Source organism: Leifsonia sp. Y878, assembly GCF_057669685.1.
In genome coordinates this window covers 1,097,776-1,113,745 of sequence record NZ_JBYHFS010000001.1, presented here as the reverse complement: position 1 = coordinate 1,113,745, position 15,970 = coordinate 1,097,776, and the positions used below count along the sequence as shown (strand labels likewise).

Sequence of the window (15,970 nt, the reverse complement as noted above, 5' to 3'; positions counted from 1 at the left end):
GGTTTACGCCTGCGATTGCTGACGATCCCGCAGCTGCCGCTTCGTGCGCGCCAGCAGGGCGCTCATGCCCCTGATCCGGAGGGGAGAGACCGCCTTCGTAAGCCCGATCGACTGTGGGTAGTCATCGGGCACATCGAGCACCTCCTGCACGGTCAGGCCATCGAGCCCCTGCGCCAGGATCGAGGCAAAGCCTCGGGTTGTCGGTGATTCCCTGGGCGCCGTCGCATAGAGGTGCACGGCGCCATCGTCGTCAACCTCGACGAAGATGAAGACGGGGGACTGGCACTCGACGACCCGCTCGAAGAGGTCTGGATGATCGCGGTACCGCTCTGGAAGACCGGGAAGTTCGTTGGAGAACTCGAGCAGCAATTGCAAACGGTCTGGCTGCTCAAGCGCGAGGAAATCGTCGCGGATCTCAGCCAGCATGGCGGGTAGGTCGGTGGAGGTCATCTCTTCTATTGTTCCACTGCGCTGTGTCGATTCACTGCCCTATCGTTCAGCCGGTGCCAGACGAGGACGAGGTGCGGCACCGCGGTCGGTTCCGACCTGGATCGGGACTCGAACCGAGTTGCCCCATTCCGTCCACGACCCGTCATAGTTTCGAACACCCTCGAAGCCCAGCAGGTGTGTGAGCACGAACCAGGTGTGGCTCGACCGCTCGCCGATGCGGCAATAGGCGATCACACTGTCTCCCTCCGAGAGGCCGGCTTCGTCACGATAGATGGCATCGAGGTCAGCGCGTGATTTGAAGGTCGCGTCTGCCTCGGCTGCACGACCCCACGGCACGGATGCCGCCGAAGGAATGTGCCCGCCACGCAGTGCGCCCTCCTCTGGGTATGCGGGCATAGTGGTGCGCTCGCCCGAGTACTCCTCAGGGGAACGAACATCAATGAGGGGATTGCCGAAGTGGGCGAGCACGTCGTCACGCAATGCGCGAATGGGCGCGTCATTCCGGTCGACAACGGGGTAGTCAGCGGGGACGACTGTCGTGGCATCCGTTGTGAGCTCTCGCTCCTCTGCGCGCCATTTATCGCGGCCGCCGTCGAGGAGGCGCACGTCGTCGTGGCCGAAGAGCGTGAAGACCCACAGTGCGTATGCGGCCCACCAGTTGCTCTTGTCTCCGTAGATCACCACGGTTGAATCCCGTGCGATTCCCTTTGACCCGAGCACCCGGGCGAACTCGGCCGCGGTGACGAAGTCGCGCTGCACCGGATCATTGAGGTCGGTGTGCCAGTCGATCTTGACCGATCCCGGAATGTGGCCGGTTTCGTAGAGGAGAACGTCCTCATCGGACTCGACGACGACGAGGCCGGGGGAGCCGAGGTGTTCCTGGAGCCAGGCTGTCGAGACAAGTCGCTCCGGGTGGGCGTACGCGGCGAATTTCGTTGCCGGGTCGAGTGCGACAGACATGGTGGACCTCCAGGGGGCGCCGCGGACGGCACGCAATCAGTTGGGCTGCGGATTAGGCTGTTTACGGCCCGCATAGTGAATCTACGCAATCCGGGTGAACGCCGCATCAACGCGGTAATCCTTCGACACGGTACCTTCGACACAGAGTGCTGCCCACACGGCACGAGATATGGGAATTCGCAATGACGCATGGCGCCACACAGCGGGCAGATCGACTGACTGACCGCACACCGAGCATCACCGGCGCCGAGATCGTCGCGGAACTCGTGCCGCCACCGCAGTTCGAGAACGCGTCGTTTGAGTCCTATCGACCAGACCCTGCGTTTCCCTCCCAGGCCGAGGCAGTGGTCAGGCTGGGCGAGTTCGCCGGCGTGTGGCGTGCACAGCAGCGATCGGGCGGATTCTTTTCCCGAAATCGCAAGGTGAAGACTGAGCTTCCCGGCATCTACCTCGACGGCGGGTTCGGCGTTGGCAAGACGCACCTTCTCGCCGCGCTGTGGCATGCAGCTCCTGGGCCCAAGTACTTTGGCACGTTCATTGAGTACACGGCTCTTGTCGGCGCTCTCGGCTTCGCGGACACCGTGGCCCAGCTGCGCGGCGCGAAGCTCATCTGCATCGACGAATTCGAGCTTGACGACCCGGGCGACACCATGATGATGACCCGGTTGCTCGGGGAGCTCATCGCGACGGGGACCCGCGTGGCTGCGACCTCGAACACCCCGCCGAACTCGCTGGGCGAAGGGCGCTTCGCGGCATCCGACTTCCTGCGCGAGATCCAGGCCATGTCGTCGAATTTTGAGACCCTGCGCATCGACGGCCTCGACTACCGCCGCCGCGACACGGAAGGCCGGGCCACGACTGTCGATCGCGACCAGCTCGATCACCTCGTCGGCTCCCTCGTCGATCGGGGGTCCCGCGTCACTGAGGACGACTTCGGTACGTTGATGGCGCACCTGGCCACCGTGCATCCGTCGAAGTACATCAAGCTGATCAAGGACGTCGACGTCATCGGCATCCGCGACGCCTATCTGCTCACCAATCAAACGGATGCCCTGCGTCTCGTTGCGTTCATCGACCGCGTGTACGACGCGGAGATTCCCATCATCTCGAGTGGACTGCCGCTGAACGATGTCTTCGACGCCGACATGATGAACGGTGGTTACCGCAAGAAATACCAGCGTTCACAGTCTCGGATGGTCGCGCTGACCACAGGAGAGCTTCCACCGCACACTGCCTAGCCCGCACACCGCATTCGGGGGTATCCGAAACATTCTCTTAACACTCTCGCGTCGTACGTAACCTCGGTGAAACATGCCGGGGTGCCCGGCGAAACGTCGAGGATCGAGTATTGGGCCATACCCGAGTAAAGACGTGCTCCATGCGAACACCGATAACGCTCGCGGTAAACCTGAAACTCGAGTGTGAGGACAACCTATGGACACGGGCAGCATTGCTTGGGGAATAACGGCCACCGCATTGGTGCTGTTCATGACCCCAGGCGTCGCATTCTTCTACGGCGGTTTGGTCAAGGCCAAGAGCGTCGTCAGCATGATGATGATGAGCTTCGGAGCACTCGGATTGATCAGTGTGCTGTGGATCCTCTACGGCTTCAACATGAGCGCAGTCGACAGCCCGACGCAGTTTGCGGGCAACCCATTCTCCGACTTCGGTCTGGGGAACCTGGCAACGGGTGAGACGGCGAACACCGACCTGCTTGGGGCCACCTTCGGTGCCACGTTCGCGATCATCACCGTCGCGCTGATCTCTGGGGCGATCGCAGACCGCGCCAAGTTCGGCTCGTGGATGATCTTCGCCGGCATCTGGGCGACGCTGGTCTACTTCCCGGTTGCAGCCTGGGTCTGGGGCGGTGGCTGGATCATGAGCCTCGGCGAGACCCTGGGTCTTCCCGGCGTCATCGACTACGCCGGTGGAACCGCGGTCCACATCAACGCCGGTGCAGCAGCACTCGCCCTTGCGATCGTTCTCGGCAAGCGCGTCGGCTTCCAGAAGGGCATCACCAAGCCGCACAACGTGCCCCTGGTGCTCATCGGTGCCGCAGTGCTGTGGTTCGGCTGGTTCGGCTTCAACGCCGGCGCTGAATGGCTGAACGGCCTGGCCAACGTTGGCATCATCGTCATCAACACCCTGGGCGCAACCGCCGCAGCCATCATCGGCTGGATGATCGTTGAGAAGGTCAAGGACCGCAAGGCCACGTCCGCTGGTGCAGCATCCGGTGCGATTGCCGGTCTGGTCGCAATCACCCCGTCCTGTGCAAACCTCGAACCCGGCTGGGCCCTGCTTCTCGGTCTCATCGCGGGTGCCGTCTGCGCCATGGCGATTGAGCTCAAGTTCAAGCTCGGCTTCGACGACTCGCTCGACGTTGTCGGAATCCACCTCGTCGGTGGTCTTATCGGAACCCTGTACCTCGGCTTCTTCGCCATCGACACCGGTCTCTTCACCGGCGGCGACCTCGGTCAGCTCACCGTTCAGGCCATCGCAGCCTTCGCAGTGCTCATCTACTCGTTCGTCGTCGCGCTGCTTCTCGGCCTCGCGATCGAGAAGACGATCGGATTCCGCATCAAGCACGAAGACGAGCTCGCTGGCGTTGACACCTTCGTTCACGGCGAAGAGGGATACGCACTCGAGACTGTCTAGTCACAGCTAGTCACAGCACGTCGCCTTCGGGCGTCTGGGCGGTGAGGTAGCGCGGATGTGTCACACACACATCAGCCGCCTCACCGCCCTTCTGTGTTGTGGGCGCGGTGCTGTGGGCGCGGTGTCAGCTGCTGCTGGACTTCTTCTTCGACACGAAGAGGGTGTCTGCCTGTTCAAGCGACATGCCGTTCGTCTCAGGCACCACTCGGAACACGAAGATGAACGAGAGCGCCGCGAATGCGGCGTACATGCCATAGGTGAACACCAGGGAGAACGCCGCCAGCGGCGGGAACGACACCGTGATCAGGAAGTTCGCGATCCACTGGGCGGATGCCGCAATGCCGAGTGCCCGCGCCCTGATGGAGTTCGGGAAGATCTCACCGAGCAGCACCCAGACGACAGGGCCCCATGACGCACCGAACGAGATGACGAACAAGTTCGCGGCGAGGAGTGCGATGGGTCCCCACGGTCCGGTCAGGGACGGAGAGCCCTCGACGGTGACCGCCTGGGAGAAGGCCAGCGCCATGACGCCGAGCGTTACGGCCATGCCGGCAGAGCCGAACAGCAGAATGGGGCGACGTCCGACCCTGTCGACCAGGGCAATGGCGACCAGGGTGACCAGGATGTTGGTGACAGACGTGTATACCGAAATGGCGAAGGAACTGCTTTCGCCGAATCCAACGGACTGCCACAGCGTCGTGGAGTAATAGAAGATGACATTGATGCCGACGAACTGTTGAAACATCGACAGGGCGATGCCGACCCAGATGATCGGCTTCAGCCCGAAGGCCGGACCGCGCAGGCTGCCAGGCGTCATCGCCCGTTGGTCGGCCTGGATACTCTCCTGAATGTCGCGCAGCGAACGATCCAGCTCATCGGCGGGAATGATCGTGGCCATGATGGCTTTGGCCTTGTCATCCTTCCCCTTCTGGATGAGGTAGCGGGGCGACTCCGGCAGCAGGAGGGCGATCACACCGTAGACCACTGCGGGTACGGCGCCGGCGAGAAACATCCAGCGCCAGGCCGCCAGGCCAAGCCAGAGCTCGTTCAATGCGCCGCCCGCGGCCCCTGCGAAGAGTGCATCAGAGAGCAGCGCGGCGAAGATACCAACGGTGATGGCGAGCTGTTGCAGTGACCCCAGGCGACCGCGCATCTTTCGTGGCGAGATTTCGGCGATATACGCGGGTGCGATGACTGACGCAATGCCGATGCCGAGTCCACCAATGACCCGCCAGAAGATGAGGTCCCAGACGGAAAAGGCGAGACCGGTGCCGATAGCGCTGAGCAAGAACAGTACAGACCCGACAACCATTGTCGGAATCCGGCCCCACCGGTCTGCGATGCGCCCTCCGGCGAATGCGCCGATCGCACACCCGATCAGCGCACTGGCGACGGCAAATCCGGTGAGGGCCTCCGATAACTCGAACTCACTGGACAGGCCGTCGACAGCTCCGTTGACGACCGAGGAATCGAAACCGAACAGGAAGCCGCCGACAGCGCCGGCGAGGGCCAGCACGATGACTCGCGCGGTGTGCGGGTTGCTCGCTGGAGTGCTCACGCTCCGACGTTACATCGACATCCCAGAAGAGGGGATAGGCAGGTTTGAGCTAGATTTCAGCCTGCAGTGCGCTCGGGCGGCATCCGCTGAATGGCTAGACGCTGCTTCCCTCTGCAACGGTCACTGGGGCGGGGTTGCTCTTCTTCTTTTTCGACACGAAGAGCGTTTCGGCCTGCTCGAGAGACATGCCGTTCGTCTCCGGCACGACGCGGAACACGAAGATGAACGAGAGCGCAGCGAACAACGCGTACATGCCGTAGGTGAGCACGAGTGACAGCTCAGCCAGCGGCGGGAACGACACGGTGATCAGGAAGTTCGCGATCCACTGAGCGGATGCCGCAAGGCCGAGTGCCCGCGCCCTGATCGCGTTCGGGAAGATCTCGCCGAGCAGCACCCAGACGACGGGTCCCCATGATGCGCCGAACGCGACAACAAACACGTTCGCGGCGATGAGCGCGGTCGGGCCCCATGCGCCGGTGAGCGACGGCGCACCGTCAACGGTGACGGCCTGCGAGAAGGCCAGTGCCATGACGGCCAGTGATACAGCCATGCCGGCGGAGCCGAACAGCAGGATGGGGCGGCGGCCGACCCTGTCGACGAGCGCGATGGCGATTAGGGTGACCACGATGTTGGTCACAGAGGTGAACACCGAGATCGTGAACGAGTTGCTTTCGTCGAAGCCGACGGACTTCCACAGGGTCGTTGAGTAATAGAAGATGACGTTGATGCCGACGAACTGCTGGAACATCGACAGGGCGATACCGATCCAGACAATGGGCTTCAACCCGAACACCGGTCCGCGCAGGCTGCCACTGGTCTTGGCGAGCTTGTCTGCCTCGATGCCGTCGTGGATGTCGCGCATTTGGCGCTCAAGTTCGTCGGAGGGAACGATGGTCGCCATGATGGCGCGAGCCTTGTCCTCCTTGCCGTTCTGCATGAGGTATCGCGGAGACTCGGGGAGCAACAGGGCGATCACGCCATAGACGAGTGCGGGAACAGCGCTGGCGAGGAACATCCAGCGCCAGGCTTCGAGGCCCCACCAGAGTTCGTTCGAGGCACCATCGGCCATGTTGGCGAAGATCGAGTCAGAGAGCAGCGCAGCAAAGATGCCGATGGTGATCGCGAGTTGCTGCAGCGAGCCGAGGCGGCCGCGCATCTTTCGGGGTGAAATCTCGGCGATGTATGCCGGCGCGATGACAGAGGCGATACCGATGCCCAGGCCGCCGACCACGCGCCAGATGATGAGGTCCCAGACGGAGAAGGCAAGCCCGGTACCGAAAGCGCTGATCAGGAAGAGCGCTGCGCCGACGAGCATCGTGGGGATTCGCCCCCACCGGTCGGCCACGCGCCCCGCGGCGTACGCACCGACAGCGCAGCCGATGAGCGCGCTGGCGACGGCAAAGCCGGTGAGGGCCTGGGAGAGTTCGAACTGGCCTTGGAGCGCATCGACGGCGCCGTTGACGACTGAAGAATCGAACCCGAAGAGGAAACCACCCACAGCGCCTGCGACTGCCAATGTGATGACTCGGGCGGTCTGGGAAGTGCGCGCTGAAGATTTCACCCTACGACGTTACATTGCGAATGAGGTCGCGTTGACCGCCTGCCCCGTAGACGGGGGGTCTATGGGTGAGCGTGCCCTGTGATTCCGGCCTGAGGTCTATCCCGCAAAGTGGGGTGGCAGGTGGTCGGGGCGCTGCGAGGTGCACCTGGGCATCGCTGCTAACGTGTGGATTCGTAGCGGTTCGCTACAGATCATCACGAACTGAAAAGGTCACTGGATGCACCGCCGCACTATGCCTGCCCTCCGCTCTCTCCCGCGTTCGTTCTCGAACTCCCGTGCCATGTTCGGCGGCGCTGGGGTGGTGGCATTGCTGGCGCTGCCCCTGGTGGCCGTGGCTCTTCCCGCACCCAGTGCACAGGCTGCTCCGGCCGCCCTTCCCGCCTCCGCGACGAGCACTGCCGTCGTGGGGCGCGTCACGGTGCACACGCAGACCGGCAACGGGTACTGGTTGCAGGGCGGCGCCGTTGACCCGCTGGCCAACCGCCTGTACCTGGCAGATTCCACTGCAGGCGGTGATCCGAGCCTCGCGATTGTCGAGCTGGACACGAACTCGGCGCGCAGCGTTCTTCTCGGCGGCCCTGCTGGCGCCACCGCGATCGACGCTGCAGTGTCGCCCATTGACGGGTCCGTTTACGTCGTGCTAACCGCCCCAGCAGCCACCGCATCTGTGGTCTCTATCGTTGACCCAGACGCTGACTACACTGCATCGACTCCGCCGACGGTTCCCGTCGGTGTCAACGCCCAGAAGATCGACGTTGGCGCCGATGGTCGTGCATACGTCACGAGCCTCGACGACGGGACCGTGTCGGTGCTCCTGCCCGTGGGAGGGCCCACGAAGCTGGCGGTCGTCCAGACGCTCACCGGGCTCGCGACGGCGGAAGCGACGACGGCGCTGGATGCCTCACGCGGAGTATTGTACATCGCCAGCGAGCGAACAAGCACCATCACGTCCATCGATGTGTCGGCGAGCCCGGCTGCCGTGATCGGCACGTTCGCCGTCGATCACGCGCCGACGGGAATCTCGGTGGACGCGCGCACCGGCGATGTGGTCATCGTCACGCCGGATTCGAATTCCGTCTCCTGGTTCACCCCGTTAGCTAGTGGGGCGACTGTCACGCCGCATCGCTCGGAGGCGCTCGGCACCGATACCTCTGGCTCATTCCTCCTGCCGTTGTCGGCCAGTGTCCGTGCCGACGGCAGCACCCTCGTCGTTTCGCAGGCAAACGGCGCATCCGCCTCGTTTGTCTCCGTGATACCCGCTGTGGTTGACGCGCAGCACCCTGTGCACACGGTGACAGTCGGCGACCTGGCGTTTTGGGGAATCGAAGACTCCCGCGCCGGTGGCACGCTCTATGTGCCGAACGCCGGAAACGGCACGGTCTCGGTCATCTCTGACGTCACTCTCGCTTCAGTTCCTACCGCAGTATCGTATGGGGCTGCGACGTCGCTCAATGCGACCGTGACACGTGCCGATGGCCAGCCGATCACGGCATCCGTTGCATTCACTGACGCCGGTGGCGCCTCACTCGGTTCAGCGTCCGTTGACGCTGACGGCCATGCAGTCCTCGACCTCGGCGTGCGAGTCGTGGGTGACGTGCCGTTCACCGCGGCTGTCCTTACGCCGTCCACGCTCTCACTGGCCGTGAGTGGTAGCGCGACGACCAGCAAGGCGTCGACCACGACGACCGTGGCGCTTGGCTCTTCCAGCGTGTTGGAGGGAGCGGATGTCGCGGCAACCATCTCGGTTCGGGGGGCCAACGGCGCCAGTGGCACAGCGCCGACGGGGGTCGTCACGCTTCGGGATGGATCTGGGGCAGCTGTGAGTCGCGCGGTACTGGCTGCCGGCAGCTCTCGTGTGGTGCTCTCCGGCCTCCCTGCGGGCACCGTGCAGCTCACAGCGACGTACGACGGCGACAGCTCGTATGTGGCGTCCACGTCCGCTGGTGCGGCTCTCACGGTCGCAGCGCGCACTCCCGACCTCGTCCTTGACGATCCGGCACTGGTCGTGGGCGGCGAGGTCACGTTGCAGCTGACGGGCTTTGCGCCGAACGAGGCTGTCAACCTGACGCTGCACTCCGACCCGATTCGCTTGGGCTCCGCGACTATGAATGCCTCCGGAAGCGGGTCATTCACGTTCATGACGCCGGTTGTCGACCCAGGCACGCACACCATCGTCGCGGTGGGTGCGACGTCTGGCCGGACGGCGTCGTTCTCCGTCACGGTTGCCCAAGCACCTGGCGTCGTGGTGCCGAACCCGACCCCGACCCCGGCACCCGGCGTGTCGACGCCTGCAGCCGTACCTGTGACTCAGGTTTCTGGCCAGAGCGGGGCGCTGGCGTCGACGGGGGTCGAACCGATCGGCTCCGGCCTCGCAGCCGGCGGACTCGCACTGCTCGTAGTTGGCCTGGTCATGGTCGCGATTCGTCGCACTCGACGTTCAGCGCTTCAGCAGGAGTAACCGGTCGACGGGTAGTCGGGGGAGGAACCGCGGAGCGCCGCCATCGAAAAGTGTTCGGCGGTGGCGTTCCGTGCATTCTGCGCCCATGTGCGACGAATATCGTCGCCAACGGCGGTTCTGGCGCTGGAAACGGCTGTGCACCGAGGAGAGTCTCAGTACAGTGAGTGAGACATCCGTCCCACAGTGAAGTGAGTACCGTGCCAGAACCCAGAACTGCCGTCCGGCCTGCATCCGTTATCGCGTTTCTGCCACTCATTGTGACCAGCGCGGTTCACCTGGGTGCGATTCTGCTGTCCGTGGACGATGTCGTGGTGTGGACCAAGCCGTTGCTCATGCCGGCGTTGGCCATCGGGCTCGTCTGGGCGACGCCGATTCGTCGCTCGCCCGTGATCGTGCTCGGGGTCATTGCCCTGTTCTTCTCGTGGGCCGGGGACGTCACGCTCCGCTGGTTCGTTATCGGGCTGGCGTGTTTCCTGGTGGCGCACATCGCCTACCTGGCGCTCTTCGTCACCCGGCTGGCTGTGCGCCGGATTCGATGGTGGGCCATCGGCTACGGGGCCTGGCTCGTCGTGCTGCTCGTGCTGCTGGCACCGAACACCGGCCCGCTGCTGATCCCGGTCGTCATCTACGGCACCGTGCTCTGCGGGATGGCAGCAGTCGCGTCTGCCTGCAACCGCTGGATCGCGTGGGGAGGAGCGTTCTTCGTGGTGTCAGACTCGATCCTGGCCATCGACCGTTTCTTGCCATCCGCCGACCTGCCGATGTCGAACTTTTTGATCATGACCACGTACATCGCTGCCCAGACGCTCATCGTGTGGGGGATCCTTCACCATGAGCGGGCCCGCGTGTCGATGCAGGTGCCTGCGGCAGTCGCTCACGCCTGACGAACGGGGAGAAGGCGCGCAGGGAAACAAAAAACCCCCGGGATAACCGGGGGTTTTATTGTGGGCGATACCGGACTCGAACCGATGACCTCTTCGGTGTGAACGAAGCGCGCTACCAACTGCGCCAATCGCCCATGCGGTGAAAACGTGCTTCAACCGCGAATATCGATACTAGTCCACGCGGGAATGGCTCCGCACGCCAGGGCGCGCGAAACGCCGCTCAGTTCTTCAATTTGTTTTCCTGCCCCGCTTCGGTATAAAGTCTTCTACGTCGCAGAGATGCGGAAAACAAAATGCGGATGTGGCGCAGTGGTAGCGCATCACCTTGCCAAGGTGAGGGTCGCGAGTTCGAATCTCGTCATCCGCTCGAATGGAACAGAATCGCCTCGAAAGAGGCGGTTCTCTTCATTTGGTGGTGAACCCAAAACGGTGGATTGGCCGAGAGGCGAGGCAGCGGCCTGCAAAGCCGTATACACGGGTTCGAATCCCGTATCCACCTCCACTCTTGAGAACTTGTTCGCAAGATATGGGCGATTGGCGCAGCGGTAGCGCGCTTCCCTGACACGGAAGAGGTCACTGGTTCGATCCCAGTATCGCCCACAGAAAAACCCCTGAGAAACCGGGGGTTTTCTTTGTTTAAGTCGGTTGCGTGCGCTGTATGCGCTGCCGATCTGAACTGAATTTCCCGCGGATGTGGCGCAGTGGTAGCGCATAACCTTGCCAAGGTTAGGGTCGCGAGTTCGAATCTCGTCATCCGCTCAGAACAATGAAGAAGCCCGCCGGGGAGACCTGGCGGGCTTCTTCTGCGTGTGTCGCCGGCTCAGCGAACCAGCGCGCTCCGCTCAAGCGTCTTGGACTGCGCTGTCCTGTACAGCTCCTCATAGCGGAGCGTGATCGCCGTGCTGTCGTGCGTGAGCGAATGCTCGTACGAGTGCCGCCTCATCGCGGAATACCCCTCACCCGGCAGCGACAGGATCGTCTCTACTGCCCTGGCAAGGTCGATCGGGCTCTGCGGCGGCACCAGAATGCCGTTCAGTCCGCGGTCGATGAGATGTGGCAGCGCCATGGCATCAGCCAGCACAACGGGAACGCCGCTGGCCATGGCCTCCAGCGTCGCGATGCTCTGCAGCTCAGCCGTTGATGGCATGACAAAAACGGATGCCTGTGTGTACAGCATGTCGATCTGGCCGTCGGTCACCCGACCGTGGAACTGCACACGCTCGGCTACCCCGAGCGACTCTGCAAGTTTCTCCAGTCGACGGAGCTCTGTGCCGCCACCCACAATGTCGAGATGCGCGGACAGGGAGCTGGGAAGCATGGCGAACGCCTGCAGCAGCGTGTCAAGGCGTTTCTCCGCGTCAAGCCTGCCGACATAGAGCACCCTGTTGCCCGCTGGACGGTCGAAGTGCGGTGCGAATCGGCTGAGATCCACGCCGCACGACAGCGGGATGATCGAGCCGACAGTGGTGTTCTCTGCCAGGTAACGCGCGGCAATCGGAGTCGGACTCGTCACGATGTCGGCACCGCCAAGCACCGATGAGGCGAGGCTCCAGCCGTATCGGGTCAGCGGTGGGTGCAATTGGCGGGGGAGTCCGCTGTACTCAATGATGTTGTCCGGCATCACATGGTTGGTGGCAACGAGTGGAATGTGCCGTGACTTGGCTTCAATGCTTAGTGCGCGTCCGATGTTGATGAATGACTGGATGTGCACCACATCTGGCTGCACCTGCTCGATGACAGTGGCGACAGCTTTCCTGATCTCCCACGGCGGGGGGAACCGGATCCAGTCGTGCAGGAGCCAGCGCACGCTGCGCAGTCTGTGCACCGTGATTACTTCTCCGTCGAGAATCTCTGCCTGGGTGCTGCTGAAGCGGCTTGTCGATGGCGCGACCACGTGCACGTCGTGCCCGCGCCGCGACAGGCGAACGGCGAGGTTGCGGGCGAAGCGTGCAGCCCCATTGATATCTGGCGCAAACGTGTCGGCTCCGATGAGAACGCGCATCGGGCGTTCAGACGTGTCAGGCAACGGCGTGGATTCCATTCGTAAAAGTCGTGAAAGCGGGGACGTGCCTGGCATCAGCGGGGGAGCGGCGTCGCCTGCGCCGGGTTGAGGGCGTCGAGCATGAGGCTCAGGTAGCGTCGCCGCGTGGCGCGGTCCTGACTGACAGCGCCAAGGCCCATGGTCACCATGGCAAGCAGGTTCGGGATGTCGGTCGGCTCGATATCTGCGCGCAGGTTCCCTGCGGCCTGCGCCCTGGCGATGGCCGGCGTGATGGCCTCCATGCTCCTGCCCAGGAATTCGGTCGTGACCTCTGCCATGTTTCCAATCGACGAGACCATGCCGTGTTCTGTCAGTGCGAGATCGGCCAGGCGCTCTGCGACATCGAGCAGGACGAACCTCGGGGTGTTGCTCTCTCCGAATGCGGCGAGGAGCGGCTCGATCTCCGAGACGAAGATCTCCTCGTACACCGCGTGCGCGAGAGCCTGCCGACTGGGGAAATGGCGATACAGCGTCGCCACCCCGACACCGGCATCCGTCGCGATGCCGGTCAGGCTCCGTGACCCGTCACCGACGGAGAATGCGCGCTTGGCTGCTGCGATGATCCGGGAAACGCTGGAGAAGGCATCCGAGCGAATCGACGTCGTCGCACTGCCCACGTTGCGTCCCCTCATGCTGCGGTTCTACCCCCGGCTGGGGGCGCTTTTGGTTGATGGTAGCGCACTCTCATTTCGAGAGATACCGCTCGTTTAGGGGGTATTTGCGAAATGGGGGCACCCACGGTGGGAGGGCGCAGGGAGGCCGCAGCACCGCTGGCAGCGACCTTGCCAGCGTCCGACCAGCACGGCACGGTAGCCTTGAACGGTTATGCGCGCCGAATCTGAATCACAGCCCACCGTCCCCGTCGACCTTCCCCTCTCTGAGCGACTGGAGGCGGCAATCGTGCGATACGGCGAAGCCGACGTCCTGAAGCGTGCCGTTGCCCTCACGGAGGGCGCTATGGCCGGCGAAGACTTCCTGCTCTATGTCGGTGGCCACCACGCCCAGGGGCTGCTTGACGGCGCTCCTGCCCTGTACTGGCCAGAACTCTGGGGCATGCGTGCCCTGCTGCACGTCTGGGACCCGTCTGCCGGCACCGCCGTCAAGAACGGCCTGGAGAACCAGTCATGGCGTGTTCGCGAAATGAGCGCCCGTGTCAGCCAGGAACGCGACCTGAACGTCGCACCGTCGCTCGTTGCACTCCTGACAGACGAGTCAGCTCGCGTACGCGCTGCGGCCGCCCGTGCACTCGGTGTCTGTGGACGCGAAGAAGATCTCCCAGCCCTCGAAGCGCGCTTGCGCGACCCAGACAAAGATGTTCGCCGCGCGGCCCAGCAGGGACGCGATCAGCTGCGTAAGCGTTTCCCCCAGCCGAGCAACGCCGCAGACTCCCACTAAAGTTAACGGGTACACCAAAACAGGGAGTTAAACACGTGGCTGACGGCTTTGAGCTATTCACCGACCGATCTGTTGTCGCAATGCGCGTCAACGGTGAACTCAAGGATCTTGCGACGACAATAACTACGACGGATGTCGTCGAGCCAGTCACCATAGATTCGCCAGACGGATTGAACATCCTGCGCCACTCTGCAGCGCACGTTCTCGCGCAAGCCGTGCAGACCATCAACCCTGAGGCCAAGCTCGGCATTGGCCCGCCCGTCACGGACGGCTTCTATTACGACTTCGACGTCGAGCAGCCGTTCACACCCGAAGACGTGAAGGCCATCGAGAAGTCGATGGACCGCATCATCCGCTCTGGCCAGCGCTTCGTGCGCCGCGTCGTCACCGACGATGAGGCGCGCGCAGAGCTTGCCAATGAGCCGTACAAGCTCGAACTCATCGGCTTGAAGGGTGGCGCGGCCGCCGAGACAGAGGACAACGAGTCGGTCGAGGTCGGTGGCGCTGAGCTGACGATCTACGACAACGTCGACCCCAAGACGGGCGAGACGGTCTGGAAGGACCTCTGCCGCGGACCGCACCTGCCGAACACCCGCATGATCGGCAACGGCTACTCGCTCACCCGCCTGGCCGCCGCATACTGGCGCGGTTCTGAGAAGAACCCGCAGCTGCAGCGCGTCTACGGCACGGCATGGCCGACCAAGGACGAACTGCGCGCGTACCAGGCACGCATGGAGGAAGCGGCAAAGCGCGACCACCGCAAGCTCGGTGCAGAGCTCGACCTGTTCAGCTTCCCTGAGGAGATCGGTTCAGGACTGGCGGTATTCCACCCCAAGGGCGGAATCATCCGTCAGGAGATGGAGAACTACTCGCGCAAGCGCCACACAGAGGCCGGCTACGACTTCGTCTACACCCCGCACATCACCAAGTCGAACCTGTTCGAAACCTCAGGGCACCTCGACTGGTACTCAGACGGCATGTTCCCGCCCATGCACCTCGACGAGGAGCGCGACGCTGACGGACACGTCACCCGCCAGGGCGTCGACTACTACCTCAAGCCGATGAACTGCCCGTTCCACAACCTCGTCTTCCGCTCAAGCGGTCGCAGCTACCGCGACCTGCCCATGCGCCTGTTCGAATTCGGCAGCGTCTACCGCTACGAGAAGTCGGGCGTTGTGCACGGCCTCACCCGCGTGCGCGGCATGACGCAGGACGATGCTCACATCTACACGACCCGCGAGGGCATGAAAGAGGAGCTCACCAGCACCCTCAACTTCGTGCTGCAGTTGCTCGCCGACTACGGCCTCAACGACTACTACCTCGAGCTGTCGACGAAAGACCCGAAGAAGTTCGTCGGGTCTGACGACGCTTGGGAAGAGGCCACCGCGACGCTCGCAGAGGTCGCAGCGGCATCCGGTCTCGAACTCGTCGCAGACCCCGGGGGAGCCGCGTTCTACGGCCCCAAGATCTCGGTGCAGGCACGCGACGCCATCGGCCGCACCTGGCAGATGTCGACCATCCAGCTCGACTTCAACCTGCCGGAGCGCTTCGACCTCGAGTACACCGCGTCAGATGGCACCAAGCAGCGCCCCGTGATGATCCACCGCGCGCTGTTCGGCTCGATCGAGCGCTTCTTCGCTGTGATCACAGAGCACTACGCCGGAGCATTCCCGGTGTGGCTCGCGCCGGTGCAGGTCGTCGGTATCCCGATCAGCGAGCAGTATGGCCCGTTCCTTGACGAGGTCATCGCCAAGCTCAAGGCAGCCGGTGTGCGTGCAGAGGTCGACAATTCTGACGACCGCATGCAGAAGAAGATCCGCAACCACACCAAGGCCAAGGTGCCATTCCAGCTCATCGTCGGAGAAGAAGACCGCGCCAACAACGCCGTCAGCTTCCGGTTCCGCGATGGCACGCAGGAGAACGGTGTGCCCGTCGATGACGCGATTACCCGCATCCTCGCGTCCATTGAGACGCGTGCGCAGGTGACGACGCAGGGTCAGGTCTAACC

Annotated in this window: 12 protein-coding genes and 5 tRNA genes; 10 read left to right on the top strand and 7 right to left on the bottom strand. The window is 63.3% G+C overall.

The features are described from left to right. Positions 1-3: 3 nt before the first annotated feature. Positions 4-450, bottom strand: a complete 447-nt coding sequence (locus tag AC25Y4_RS05215; RefSeq protein ID WP_488119293.1) for a SufE family protein — start codon at positions 448-450, stop codon at positions 4-6. Positions 451-489: 39 nt separating this feature from the next. Beyond that, entirely contained in the window at positions 490-1,410 is a 921-nt protein-coding gene (locus AC25Y4_RS05210) for a sulfurtransferase (RefSeq protein WP_488119292.1), read from the bottom strand. 182 nt (positions 1,411-1,592) lie between these two features. Between AC25Y4_RS05210 and zapE the strand changes: the two genes are divergently transcribed. Beyond that, complete coding sequence (gene zapE / locus AC25Y4_RS05205) at positions 1,593-2,648, top strand: cell division protein ZapE (protein ID WP_488119291.1); 1,056 nt, start codon at positions 1,593-1,595, stop codon at positions 2,646-2,648. A 196-nt stretch (positions 2,649-2,844) separates the two neighbouring features. Further along, a complete protein-coding gene (locus AC25Y4_RS05200; protein ID WP_488119290.1) occupies positions 2,845-4,065 on the top strand; it encodes an ammonium transporter in 1,221 nt (406 codons plus the stop codon). 124 nt (positions 4,066-4,189) lie between these two features. Here the strand turns inward: AC25Y4_RS05200 and AC25Y4_RS05195 are convergent, their stop codons facing one another. Both AC25Y4_RS05195 and AC25Y4_RS05190 read right to left on the bottom strand, forming a co-directional pair. Then, a complete protein-coding gene (locus AC25Y4_RS05195; RefSeq protein WP_488119289.1) occupies positions 4,190-5,623 on the bottom strand; it encodes a sugar porter family MFS transporter in 1,434 nt (477 codons plus the stop codon). 94 nt (positions 5,624-5,717) lie between these two features. Next, positions 5,718-7,184, bottom strand: a complete 1,467-nt coding sequence (locus tag AC25Y4_RS05190; RefSeq protein ID WP_488119288.1) for a sugar porter family MFS transporter — start codon at positions 7,182-7,184, stop codon at positions 5,718-5,720. A 217-nt stretch (positions 7,185-7,401) separates the two neighbouring features. Between AC25Y4_RS05190 and AC25Y4_RS05185 the strand changes: the two genes are divergently transcribed. Next, entirely contained in the window at positions 7,402-9,642 is a 2,241-nt protein-coding gene (locus AC25Y4_RS05185; protein ID WP_488119287.1) for an Ig-like domain repeat protein, read from the top strand. A gap of 197 nt (positions 9,643-9,839) precedes the next feature. Continuing rightward, the gene (locus AC25Y4_RS05180) at positions 9,840-10,526 is read left to right on the top strand and encodes a lysoplasmalogenase (protein WP_488119286.1); all 687 of its coding nucleotides are present in this window, start codon (positions 9,840-9,842) and stop codon (positions 10,524-10,526) included. Between the two features lie 61 nt (positions 10,527-10,587). Here AC25Y4_RS05180 and AC25Y4_RS05175 read toward each other — a convergent pair. Further along, positions 10,588-10,660 (bottom strand) — tRNA-Val (locus AC25Y4_RS05175). A gap of 161 nt (positions 10,661-10,821) precedes the next feature. Between AC25Y4_RS05175 and AC25Y4_RS05170 the strand changes: the two genes are divergently transcribed. The 4 genes from AC25Y4_RS05170 to AC25Y4_RS05155 all read left to right on the top strand — a co-directional run bounded on the left by AC25Y4_RS05170 (position 10,822) and on the right by AC25Y4_RS05155 (position 11,285). Further along, a tRNA-Gly gene (locus AC25Y4_RS05170) sits at positions 10,822-10,893 on the top strand. Positions 10,894-10,954: 61 nt separating this feature from the next. Further along, positions 10,955-11,028, top strand: a tRNA-Cys gene (locus tag AC25Y4_RS05165). Between the two features lie 26 nt (positions 11,029-11,054). Further along, positions 11,055-11,126, top strand: a tRNA-Val gene (locus AC25Y4_RS05160). An 87-nt stretch (positions 11,127-11,213) separates the two neighbouring features. Then, positions 11,214-11,285: transfer RNA gene (locus tag AC25Y4_RS05155), tRNA-Gly, on the top strand. 61 nt (positions 11,286-11,346) lie between these two features. Here the strand turns inward: AC25Y4_RS05155 and AC25Y4_RS05150 are convergent. Beyond that, positions 11,347-12,567, bottom strand: a complete 1,221-nt coding sequence (locus tag AC25Y4_RS05150) for a glycosyltransferase (RefSeq protein WP_488119285.1) — start codon at positions 12,565-12,567, stop codon at positions 11,347-11,349. Between the two features lie 35 nt (positions 12,568-12,602). Further along, complete coding sequence (locus AC25Y4_RS05145; RefSeq protein ID WP_488119284.1) at positions 12,603-13,199, bottom strand: TetR/AcrR family transcriptional regulator; 597 nt, start codon at positions 13,197-13,199, stop codon at positions 12,603-12,605. A gap of 193 nt (positions 13,200-13,392) precedes the next feature. On the opposite strand from AC25Y4_RS05145, the gene AC25Y4_RS05140 reads away from it, so the two are divergent. Together AC25Y4_RS05140 and thrS are read left to right on the top strand one after the other, a co-directional pair. Then, positions 13,393-13,962 (top strand): HEAT repeat domain-containing protein, encoded by a 570-nt coding sequence (locus AC25Y4_RS05140; protein ID WP_488119283.1) that lies wholly within the window; start codon positions 13,393-13,395, stop codon positions 13,960-13,962. Positions 13,963-14,042: 80 nt separating this feature from the next. Next, positions 14,043-15,968 carry a threonine--tRNA ligase gene (thrS, locus tag AC25Y4_RS05135; RefSeq protein WP_488119530.1) on the top strand — a complete coding sequence of 642 codons (1,926 nt, stop codon included), beginning with the start codon at positions 14,043-14,045 and terminating at the stop codon, positions 15,966-15,968. The last annotated feature ends 2 nt before the right edge of the window (positions 15,969-15,970 follow it).

Coding starts and splice junctions, on each gene's coding strand:
- AC25Y4_RS05145 (WP_488119284.1), bottom strand. CDS start 13,199: ATGAGGGGACGCAACGTGGGCAGTGCGACGACGTCGATTCGCTCGGAT.
- AC25Y4_RS05140 (WP_488119283.1), top strand. CDS start 13,393: ATGCGCGCCGAATCTGAATCACAGCCCACCGTCCCCGTCGACCTTCCC.
- thrS (WP_488119530.1), top strand. CDS start 14,043: ATGCGCGTCAACGGTGAACTCAAGGATCTTGCGACGACAATAACTACG.
- AC25Y4_RS05200 (WP_488119290.1), top strand. CDS start 2,845: ATGGACACGGGCAGCATTGCTTGGGGAATAACGGCCACCGCATTGGTG.
- AC25Y4_RS05150 (WP_488119285.1), bottom strand. CDS start 12,567: ATGGAATCCACGCCGTTGCCTGACACGTCTGAACGCCCGATGCGCGTT.
- AC25Y4_RS05210 (WP_488119292.1), bottom strand. CDS start 1,410: ATGTCTGTCGCACTCGACCCGGCAACGAAATTCGCCGCGTACGCCCAC.
- AC25Y4_RS05185 (WP_488119287.1), top strand. CDS start 7,402: ATGCACCGCCGCACTATGCCTGCCCTCCGCTCTCTCCCGCGTTCGTTC.
- zapE (WP_488119291.1), top strand. CDS start 1,593: ATGACGCATGGCGCCACACAGCGGGCAGATCGACTGACTGACCGCACA.
- AC25Y4_RS05215 (WP_488119293.1), bottom strand. CDS start 450: ATGACCTCCACCGACCTACCCGCCATGCTGGCTGAGATCCGCGACGAT.